The sequence below is a fragment of the Streptomyces sp. NPDC000410 genome, from assembly GCF_040300305.1.
Lineage (GTDB): Bacteria > Actinomycetota > Actinomycetes > Streptomycetales > Streptomycetaceae > Streptomyces.
Window position 1 is genome coordinate 1 of record NZ_JBEPDM010000120.1, and the last position, 2,513, is coordinate 2,513.

Genomic DNA, 2,513 nt, shown 5'->3' on the forward strand with positions numbered 1-2,513 from the left:
AAAAAAGGTGCGCCACGAACGCGGGAGGCCGCAATGGGTAGTTGAGTGGCTGAACGCGATGCTGTGCGAGTGATGAAGGTAGGCCCTTCGGAGCCGCCCTGCGGGGGGAGGCTTCAAACCGCCACATGCTGCGGAAGCGGTGACGCGACCGTGGTGAGCGATGTGGAAAAGGCGTCCAAGAGGCGTCAGGTAGGGACCAGGAAGACGGAGCGCAAATCCCCGCAAGGGGGACGCTGTTGACGCGTCGTTAAGGATTGAAACGGCATCAAAACCGGGGGTTACTTTTTGCCCCGGGATGAGCCTGGCGGATACCCGATCTACTGGCCAGGTGGTGCCCGGCGTGGAGGCGACGTGATCCTGGTCTGCTGCGCTCGCAGGGAACGTGGGAAGGCACGAACTGATGCTGCGGTTACCCGTTTTGGATGATTCCGCGTAAGGGAGGACCTCAAGCGGAGAACCCGTAAGAGGCAGAGTACCGATGCAGTTCGTGTTGGCGGACCGGTCCGTAGTAGTGGTGAAGCCTTTGCTGAGCGCGGTGGGAGTGGAGCGAAGGGGCCGGATTGTCCGTGGTTCGTTTGTTTGGTCAACCGGGCTCTGTCCGGGAGGAGCTGCGTGAGCGAGCTGAAGTCGTCAGGAAAGCCGTTTGAGATTTCGAAGAGAGAAGTCTGGGATGCGTACCTGAAGGTGAGGGAGAATCAGGGTGCTGCGGGGGTGGATGGCTGCACTATTGAAGAGTTCGAGAAGGACTTGCAGGGGAATCTCTACAAGATCTGGAATCGCATGTCTTCGGGCAGCTATTTTCCGCCTCCCGTAAAAGGTGTGGAGATTCCCAAGCCGCACGGCGGCGGGGTCCGGCTCCTCGGTGTGCCTACCGTGTCGGACAGGATTGCCCAGACGGTGGTGGCCGTTCACATGGAGAAGCGGGTGGAGCCTGTATTCCACCCCGACTCCTTCGGCTACCGGCCAGGCAGGTCGGCCCTGGATGCGGTGGCAACATGCCGGCGGCGATGCTGGAAGAAGAAGTGGGCGGTCGAGTTCGACATTGCCAAGTTCTTCGACAGTGTCCGCTGGGACCTGATCGTCAAGGCGGTCGAAGCTCATACCGATGCCGCTTGGGTGATTCTGTACGTGAAGCGGTGGCTTGCCGCCCCCGTACTGATGCCCAACGGCGCCTTGCGGCAACGAGATCGGGGAACTCCGCAAGGGTCCTCGGTCTCACCCGTACTGGCCAACCTGTTCCTGCACTACGCGTTCGACATGTGGCTCACCCGGACTTTCCCGGGCGTCCAGTTCGAACGCTATGCGGATGACGCGGTAATTCATTGCTCATCCGAGCGTCAGGCCCGACAGGTCCTGGAGCAGTTGGGGCTGAGGATGGCACAGGTGGGACTGGAGTTGCACCCGGACAAGACCCGGATCGTGTACTGCGGGAAGATGAAGCAGGGCGGCGAAGCCGCCACCTCCTTCACTTTTCTCGGTTTCACTTTCCGAAACCGTCCGGCGGTCGACCGGAATGGAGAGGTGTTCACATCCTTCCTTCCGGCGGTCAGCAAGGACGCCTTGAAGAGGATGAGCATGGAAGTCCGCTCGTGGCGGATTCACATGAACGTCACCTATTCCTTCGGGGAGTTCGCGAAATGGTTGAACCCCATCATTCGCGGATGGATGCAGTACTACGGGGCGTTCTATCAAACCGAACTGTATCCCCTCCTGCAGCGCATCAATTACTACCTGTTGCGCTGGGTCCGGAAGAAGCACAAACGACTCAAGACCTACAAGAAGGCCACGAGGAGATGGGATCAGGTCGTAGCGGCCTACCCCTCATTCTTCGCGCACTGGAAATGGGTCAACGTCACCTGACGAAGAGGGCGATAGGAGCCCGGTGACGGGAGACTGTCACGCCGGGATCTGTGGGAGCCCGGGGGTGCGATTCCCCCGGGCCACCCGACCGACAGCCTTCTTCGTGAAGGAGAACGACCGGTGAGCGAGCTGTACCGGTTGGTTCATGCGGAGAAGGCGACGTACCCGATCGTCCTGCTGTGCCGGGTGCTGAAGGTCGCCCGCTCCTCCTACTACGCCTGGCGCGAGGGCGAGGCCGCCCGCCGTAAGCGGCGGGTCGCCGACGACGCGCTCGCACACGAGATCACCGTGCTGCACATCGCCTCCCGCCGCACCTACGGTGTCCCGCGCATCCACGCCGAACTGCGCCGCCTGGGCCGGCGGGTGAACCGCAAGCGCGTCGCCCGCCTGATGCGTGAGCGCGACATCCGCGGCATCACCCGGCGCAAGCACCGCTCGCTGACCCGGCCGGACAAGAAGGCGAAGCCAGCCCCGGACCTCATCGGCCGCGACTTCCATGCCGAGCGCCCCGGGACCAAGCTGGTCGGCGACATCACCTACCTGCCCACCGCCGAGGGCTGGCTCTACCTCGCCTGCTGGCTGGACCTGGCCACCCGCGAGGTCGTCGGCTACACCATGGCCGACCACCACCGCGCCGAGCTCGTCGTCGATGC

General features: G+C 62.7%; 2 protein-coding genes. Both read left to right on the forward strand.

Annotated elements, in window-relative coordinates; genetic code table 11:
• Nucleotides 1-612: 612 nt before the first annotated feature.
• Nucleotides 613-1,860, forward strand: coding sequence for a group II intron reverse transcriptase/maturase (ltrA, locus tag ABT342_RS37990; RefSeq protein ID WP_351584156.1), 1,248 nt, complete (start codon nucleotides 613-615; stop codon nucleotides 1,858-1,860).
• Nucleotides 1,861-1,980: 120 nt separating this feature from the next.
• The coding region (locus ABT342_RS37995) for an IS3 family transposase (protein WP_351584159.1) at nucleotides 1,981-2,513 on the forward strand (533 nt) is incomplete at its 3' end.